Genomic DNA, 6,941 nt, shown 5'->3' on the forward strand with positions numbered 1-6,941 from the left:
CGACCAAAGCGCTTTGGAAGACTCTTCGAAAGGTTGCGGTTCCTTTCTGACTGAGTCACAGTCCTGCGGCGTCGGCGGACGGAATGGAGGTTCCGTTCGATTGGCGGAATGGAAATTCCGTCCGATTGTTTGTGACCACTGGGAGGAATATCGATGAAGAAAATGCTTCTGCTGGGCGCCGCGTTCGCGACGCTGGCCTTGAGCCTGCCGGCGCAAGCCGAACTGAAGTTCAAGCCGGGCGAGGACCCGCGCTTCAACTGGCAGAACTACGAGGACCTCAAGAAGGTCGACCTCAAGGGCGAGACGCTGACCATCTTCGGGCCATGGCGCGGCGAGGACGAAGGCCTTGTGCGCACCGTTCTCGAATATTTCCAGGAAGCCACCGGCGTCGAGATCAAGTACTCCTCGTCGGAGAATTACGAACAGCAGATCGTCATCGACACCCAGGCCGGCAGCCCGCCCAACATCGCCGTGCTGCCGCAGCCGGGCCTGATCCAGGACCTGGCTTCCAAGGGCCTTTTGACGCCGCTTGGCGACGACACCGCCAAATGGGTCAAGGACAATTACGGCGCCGGCCAGTCCTGGGTCGATCTCGGCACCTTCAAGGACAAGGACGGCAAGCCGGGCTTCTTCGCCTTCCCCTACAAGGCCGATGTGAAGTCGCTGGTCTGGTATTCGCCGGACAATTTCGAGGAAGCCGGCTACAAGGTCCCGAAGACGCAGGAAGAACTCGCCGAGCTTGAGAAGAAGATCATCGCCGACGGCGGCAAGCCGTGGTGCATCGGTCTCGGCTCCGGCGGCGCCACCGGCTGGCCGGCGACCGACTGGGTCGAGGACATCATGCTGCGCACGCAGACCCCCGATGTCTACGACAAGTGGGTAAAGAACGAGATCCCGTTCAACGATCCGGCGGTGGTCAACGCCATTGACATCTTCGGCAAGATCGCGACCGACGACAAGATGGTCGACGGCGGCGCCAAGGCGGTAGCGGCGACCGACTTCCGCGACAGCCCGAAGGGCCTCTTCGCGGTGCCGCCGAAGTGCTACCTGCACCATCAGGCCTCGTTCATCCCGACCTTCTTCCCCGAGGGCACGAAGCTCGGCCAGGATGCCGACTTCTTCTACTTCCCGCCCTATGCCTCGAAGCCCGAGCTCGGCACCCCGGTGCTCGGCGCCGGCACGCTGGCCATGATCACCAAGGATTCGAAGGCGGCTCGCGCCTTCATCGAATTCCTGAAGATGCCGCTGGCGCACGAGATCTGGATGGCCCAGGGCGGTTTCGTGACGCCGTTCAAGGGGGTCAACAAGGACGCCTATGCCAGCGACGCGCTGAAGAAGCAGGGCGAGATCCTCGCCAACGCCTCGACCTTCCGCTTCGACGGTTCCGATCTGATGCCGGGCAAGATCGGCGCCGGCTCCTTCTGGACCGGCATGATCGACCTCGTCGGCGGCAAGTCCGCCCAGGATGTCGCCACCGACATCCAGAAGAGCTGGGACGCGATCAAGTAGCCGGTCGTTCGCCTAGCCGGAAGCTCTTGCTTCCTCCTCCCAAGCGGATCCGGGCCTTTCGCGCCCGGATCCAGCTGGCCCATCACAGTATCTCATCCCGGTCGGATCGGGGTGAACCAGGTACCAGTCGTGAAAGCCCTGTCGTGAAAGCGTAGACATTCCGGCATGCGGCGCGCCGGGGAGGGCGGATATTCCGCTTTCATGTCCCGTTCGCGCCCCAACAACGAGAACAGCGCACGATCGCCACGATCATTTCAGTCCTGGCGGATCTTGCGCAGGGGAGAGGGACCCATGGCGGCTCAGATTTTCTCGGCCATATTCGTCATCATCGTCGGAGTCGGCGGCTGCGTCGCCTATTTCTGGGGCGCCAACAAGGCGCTCGACACCATCTTTCCCTCGCGCGGCGTCAGCGGCACTGCCGCCGTCGACAACCTGCGCCGGCAGGGGTTGATCCGTCCCTGGCTGTTCGTCGGTCCAGCGATGATCATCCTGACCATCTATCTGATCTACCCCGTCGTCGAGACGCTCAGACTGTCGTTCCTCGATCGCGGCGGCGCGAGCTTCGTCGGCCTCGCCAACTACGAATGGGCGTTCGGCGACCGCGAGTTCCGCAACTCGATCCTCAACAACATCGTCTGGCTGGCCGTAGTGCCGGCGGCCTGCACTTTCCTCGGTCTGATCATCGCCGTGCTGACCGACAAAATCTGGTGGGGCACCATCGCCAAGAGCCTGATCTTCCTGCCGCTGGCGATTTCCTTCGTCGGCGCCAGCGTGATCTGGAAATTCATTTATGAGTATCGCGGCGAAGGCCAGGTCCAGATCGGCCTGCTCAACGCCATCATCCAGTTTTTCGGCGGGCAGCCGCAGGTCTGGATATCGCTGCCGTTCTGGAACAATTTCTTCCTGATGGTCATCCTGATCTGGATCCAGACCGGCTTTGCCATGGTGATCCTGTCGTCGGCGCTGCGCGGCATTCCCGAGGAGACGATCGAGGCCGCGGTGATCGACGGCGCCAACCCGTTCCAGATCTTCTGGAAGATCATGGTGCCGCAGATATGGGGCACCATCGCCGTGGTCTGGACCACTATCACCATCCTGGTGCTGAAGGTCTTCGACATCGTGCTGACCATGACCAACGGTCAATGGAACAGCCAGGTGCTGGCCAATCTGATGTTCGACTGGATGTTCCGCGGTGGCGGCGATTTCGGCCGCGGCGCAACGATAGCCATCATAATCATGATCGCGGTCATCCCGATCATGGTCTGGAACATCCGCCAGGCCAACAAAGAGACGGGAGGACACTGAAATGGCCGCATCGACCGGAAAGTCCTTTGCCAGCCGTTTCGGCGTCCACATCGCGGTGCTGATCTTCGTCGCCATCTGGACCGTGCCGACGCTAGGCATCCTCGTCTCCTCGCTGCGCGACAAGGACCAGATCATCGCTTCCGGCTGGTGGAACTCGTTCGCCAGCTCCAGCCAGACCGAAGCCGGGCGGCTGCCCGCCGCCTCGGCGCAGGTCGAGAAGGACGGCAAGTTCGTCATCGAGGGCAACATCTTCGGCGACGGCGCCAAGCGCGATATCAGCGCCTTCGGCGTCAAGTCGGCCGCGCCGACGCAATATCCGGCCGGCTCGACCGCCGATCTCGGCGACGGCGTGACCCTGCAGGTCAATGCCGACGGCAGCTTCGTGCTTGCCTCGCCCAAGGCCCTCGAGGGCGACCGCGGCCAGCGCGTCTATTTCGCGTCGTCGGCGCCGCCGAAGTTCACCACGGACAACTACAAGACGGTGCTGTTCTCGGAAGGCATCGGCCGCTCCTTCATGAACTCGCTGACGGTGACCATTCCGGCCACCGTCATCCCGATCCTGATCGCGGCCTTCGCGGCCTACGCGCTGGCCTGGATGCGCTTTCCCGGCCGAGCGCTTTTGATCGCGGTCATCATCGGCCTGCTCGTCGTGCCGCTGCAGATGTCGTTGATACCGCTGCTCAAGCTCTACAACGGCGTCGGCTCGTTCTTCGGCGTGCCGTCCAAGACCTATCTTGGCATCTGGCTGGCGCATACCGGCTTCGGCCTGCCCTTCGCCATCTATCTGCTCAGGAGCTACATTGCCGGGCTGCCGCGCGAGATCATGGAATCGGCGCGCATCGACGGCGCCAGCGATTTCGAGATCTTCGTCAAGATCGTGCTGCCGCTGTCGTTCCCCGTGCTCGCCTCCTTCGCCATCTTCCAGTTCCTGTGGGTGTGGAACGATCTCTTGGTGGCGATGGTTTTCCTCGGTACAGAGGCCGACCAGATCGTGCTGACCGCCAAGCTGAACGCGCTGCTCGGCTCGCGCGGCGGTGACTGGGAGATCCTCACGACATCGGCATTCGTGACCATCATCGTGCCGCTGATCGTGTTCTTCTCGCTGCAGCGCTATTTCGTACGCGGGCTGCTTGCCGGCTCGGTGAAAGGAGGTTGAGACAATGCAATCGGCTTTGAAGGCGACGTCGAGGCCCGACCCCGCCGTCGATCGCGACTGGTGGCGGGGCGCGGTGATCTACCAGATCTATCCGCGCAGCTACCAGGACTCAAATGGCGACGGCATCGGTGACCTGAAGGGCATTGTCCGGCGCTTGCCCTACATCGCCTCGCTCGGCGTCGATGCCATCTGGATATCGCCCTTCTTCAAGTCGCCGATGAAGGACTTCGGTTACGACGTATCGGACTATTGCGACGTCGACCCGATGTTCGGCACGCTCGCCGATTTCGATACGCTGGTGGCGGAGGCGCATCGGCTTGGCCTCAAGGTGATGATCGACGAGGTGCTGTCACATACCGCCGACATCCATCCCTGGTTCAAGGAAAGCCGTTCGAGCCGCAGCAATCCGAAGGCCGACTGGTATGTGTGGGCCGACGCCAGGCCGGACGGCACGCCGCCCAATAACTGGCTGTCGATCTTCGGCGGCTCGGCCTGGCAATGGGACACCAGCCGCCAGCAATACTACCTGCACAATTTCCTCGCCGAGCAGCCCGACCTCAACTTCCACAACGCGGAGGTCCAGGACGCGCTGCTCGACGTCACCCGTTTCTGGCTGGAGCGCGGTGTCGACGGCTTCCGCCTCGACACCATCAATTTCTATTTCCACAGCCAGGGGCTGGAGAACAATCCGCCGCTGCCGCCCGAGGAGCGCAACGACCAGACGGCTCCGGCCGTCAACCCCTACAACTACCAGGACCATATCTACGACAAGAGCCGGCCGGAGAACCTCGGCTTCCTCGAACGCTTCCGCGCCCTGCTCGACGAATATCCGGCGCAGGCAGCGGTCGGCGAAGTCGGCGATTCGCAGCGCGGCCTGGAAGTGGTGGCCGCCTACACCGCCGGCGGCAAGCGCGTCCACATGTGCTATTCCTTCGACTTCCTCGCACCCGAGAAGATCAGCGCCGCCAAGGTGCGCGCGGTGCTGGAGGCCTTCGGCAAGGTCGCCAGCGACGGCTGGTCGTGCTGGGCTTTCTCAAATCACGACGTGATGCGGCCGGCCTCGCGCTGGGCCGCCAGCGAGGCCGATCCGACCGCCTATCTCAAGGTTATCTCGGCGCTGCTGATGTCGCTGCGCGGCTCGGTCTGCCTCTATCAGGGCGAGGAACTCGGCCTCGGCGAGGCGGAACTCATGTTCGAGGACCTGCAGGATCCCTACGGCATCCGCTTCTGGCCCGAATTCAAGGGCCGCGATGGCTGCCGCACGCCGATGGTGTGGGATGCCGCCGCCAAGAATGGCGGCTTCTCGGCGGCCAAGCCCTGGCTGCCGGTGCCCGGCAAGCATCTTTCGCAGGCTGTGAGCGTGCAGCAGGGCGACCCAAGCTCGCTGCTCGAGCACTACCGGCGCTTCCTCGCCTTCCGCCGCCAGCATCCGGCGCTGGCCAAGGGCGATATCGACTTCATCGAAAGCGCGGGCGACACCGTCGCCTTCACCCGCCGCGAGGGCAATGAGCGCGTCGTCTGCGTCTTCAACCTGGGCAGCAAGCCGGCCGAGGTCGATCTCGGCGGCGGCTCGCTTCAGCCCTTGCCGGGGCACGGTTTTTCGAGCCAAGCTGGCGCCGGCTCCATCCGCCTTGGCGGCTACGGCGCCTGGTTCGGCCGCATCGACTGAGTTTTTGAAACGGACGTCATTGGGAGGAAATCATGGCCGATGTCACGCTGAGGCAAGTGAAGAAATCATACGGCAATCTCAACATCCTGCATGGCATCGACCTCGACATTAAGTCGGGCGAGTTCATCGTCTTCGTCGGCCCGTCCGGTTGCGGCAAGTCGACCTTGCTGAGGTCCATCGCCGGGCTGGAGGAGATCACCTCGGGCGAGCTCAAGATCGCTGGCGAGGTCGTCAACGACGTGCCGCCGTCGAAACGCGGCATCGCCATGGTGTTCCAGTCCTACGCGCTCTATCCGCACATGACCGTCTACGACAACATGGCCTTCTCGATGAAGATCGGCAAGGAAAGCAAGGCCGAGATCGACAAGCGGGTGCGGCAGGCGGCCGAGATCCTGCAGTTGACCAAATATCTCGACCGGCTGCCCAAGGCGATGTCGGGTGGCCAGCGCCAGCGCGTTGCCATTGGCCGCGCCATCGTGCGCAATCCGAAAGTGTTCCTGTTCGACGAGCCGCTGTCCAATCTCGACGCGGCACTTCGCGTCGCCACCCGCATCGAGATCGCCAAGCTGAAGGAATCAATGCCGAACACCACGATGATCTACGTCACCCACGATCAGGTCGAGGCGATGACGCTGGCCGATCGGATCGTGGTGCTGAAGGAAGGCCGCATCGAGCAGGTCGGCACGCCGATGGAGCTCTATAAGCGGCCCGGCAATCTGTTCGTCGCCCAGTTCATCGGCTCGCCGGCCATGAACATTCTGCCGGCGAAGATCGAAAAGGCCGGCGATCCGACCATCATCAGCCATGTCGGCGGCCGCAAGGCGACGGTTCCGATCGCGACCCCTGCCTCGGCGAATGGCGCGGCGGTAAGTTTCGGCGTGCGGCCGGAAGACCTGGCGATCGCTACCGGCACGGAGTATCTGTTCGAGGGAACGGTGGACTATGTCGAGCAGCTTGGCGAGGTCCAACTCGTCTATGTCGACATCGGCCGCGCCGACCTGCCGCTGGTGACGAAACTGCCGGGCAATGTCGAGGTCAAGCGAGGTGCTGTGCTGCGGCTCAACGCCGATGCCGGCGACCTGCACATCTTCGATGCGGACGGCCACTCCTTCACGCTGCACATGGCGGCAGCGAAGGCGGCCTGAACTTCACGTTGGACAAAACAAGAGCGGCGGGCACTGCCCGCCGCTCTGGTATTCAGCCAGCCGGTGGAACCGGAATGGGCGGCTCTGTCCGGCTGTTAGCGGCCGAACAGGTTGCGATCGCTGCCCTGAGGGGCGGACTTCTCAACGTCGCCCGACG

The 6,941-nt window shown here is 63.1% G+C and carries 5 protein-coding genes; all 5 read left to right on the forward strand.

Going from position 1 to position 6,941, the window contains the following annotated elements; all coding sequences use genetic code 11:
- Positions 1-153 precede the first annotated feature (153 nt).
- The 5 genes from EN745_RS06830 (at position 154) to ugpC (ending at position 6,784) form a co-directional block, all read left to right on the forward strand.
- On the forward strand, positions 154-1,509 hold the full coding sequence (locus tag EN745_RS06830; protein WP_126056952.1) for an ABC transporter substrate-binding protein: 1,356 nt from the start codon (positions 154-156) through the stop codon (positions 1,507-1,509).
- 291 nt (positions 1,510-1,800) lie between these two features.
- Entirely contained in the window at positions 1,801-2,814 is a 1,014-nt protein-coding gene (locus EN745_RS06835) for a sugar ABC transporter permease (protein ID WP_126056951.1), read from the forward strand.
- A 1-nt stretch (position 2,815) separates the two neighbouring features.
- Positions 2,816-3,970, forward strand: a complete 1,155-nt coding sequence (locus EN745_RS06840) for a carbohydrate ABC transporter permease (RefSeq protein WP_127420844.1) — start codon at positions 2,816-2,818, stop codon at positions 3,968-3,970.
- A 4-nt stretch (positions 3,971-3,974) separates the two neighbouring features.
- Positions 3,975-5,639 (forward strand): alpha-glucosidase, encoded by a 1,665-nt coding sequence (locus EN745_RS06845; protein ID WP_126056949.1) that lies wholly within the window; start codon positions 3,975-3,977, stop codon positions 5,637-5,639.
- A 32-nt stretch (positions 5,640-5,671) separates the two neighbouring features.
- Positions 5,672-6,784, forward strand: coding sequence for a sn-glycerol-3-phosphate ABC transporter ATP-binding protein UgpC (gene ugpC / locus EN745_RS06850; protein WP_127420845.1), 1,113 nt, complete (start codon positions 5,672-5,674; stop codon positions 6,782-6,784).
- The last annotated feature ends 157 nt before the right edge of the window (positions 6,785-6,941 follow it).

This window comes from Mesorhizobium sp. M4A.F.Ca.ET.022.05.2.1, from assembly GCF_003998845.1.
Classification (GTDB): Bacteria; Pseudomonadota; Alphaproteobacteria; order Rhizobiales; family Rhizobiaceae; genus Mesorhizobium.

Excerpts from the sequence above, each read along its gene's own strand:
- EN745_RS06830 (WP_126056952.1), top strand. The coding sequence starts at position 154 with ATGAAGAAAATGCTTCTGCTGGGCGCCGCGTTCGCGACGCTGGCCTTG.
- EN745_RS06835 (WP_126056951.1), top strand. The coding sequence starts at position 1,801 with ATGGCGGCTCAGATTTTCTCGGCCATATTCGTCATCATCGTCGGAGTC.
- EN745_RS06840 (WP_127420844.1), top strand. The coding sequence starts at position 2,816 with ATGGCCGCATCGACCGGAAAGTCCTTTGCCAGCCGTTTCGGCGTCCAC.
- EN745_RS06845 (WP_126056949.1), top strand. The coding sequence starts at position 3,975 with ATGCAATCGGCTTTGAAGGCGACGTCGAGGCCCGACCCCGCCGTCGAT.
- ugpC (WP_127420845.1), top strand. The coding sequence starts at position 5,672 with ATGGCCGATGTCACGCTGAGGCAAGTGAAGAAATCATACGGCAATCTC.